The organism is Variovorax sp. dw_954 (assembly GCF_018449755.1).
GTDB lineage: Bacteria > Pseudomonadota > Gammaproteobacteria > Burkholderiales > Burkholderiaceae_C > Variovorax.
In genome coordinates, this window is record NZ_JAAVVD010000120.1 from 1 (window position 1) to 427 (window position 427).

The following is a 427-nucleotide window of genomic DNA, read 5'->3' on the forward strand; positions in this document are numbered from 1 at the left end:
GGTCACCGACTTCGCCGTCTCGCGCATCAAGGCCGAGCTGCTGCCCAAGTACCCGAATGTCGACGACGTGGTGGCGCTGGAGCACACCTACGGCTGCGGCGTCGCAATCGATGCGCCCGACGCGATCATCCCGATCCGCACGCTGCGCAACATCAGCCTGAACCCCAACTTCGGCGGCGAGGTGATGCTGGTGAGCCTGGGCTGCGAGAAGCTGCAGCCCGAACGCCTGATGCCACCGGGCACCATTCCGCTCATCGACGAGCGCAACGTGGCCGATGTCGGCTCCAGCGCCGATGCCAAGCTCGACGTCGTGTGCCTGCAGGACGATGCGCACGTGGGCTTCATGTCGATGGTCGAGTCGATCATGCGGCAGGCGGAAGAACACCTGGAGCGCCTGAACGCGCGCCGGCGCGAGACGGTGCCCGCG

1 protein-coding gene is annotated in these 427 nt (G+C 67.0%); it reads left to right on the forward strand.

What is annotated here, in order from left to right; genetic code table 11:
• The coding region (locus HB681_RS37790; RefSeq protein WP_213960002.1) for a UxaA family hydrolase at positions 1-427 on the forward strand (427 nt) is incomplete at both ends.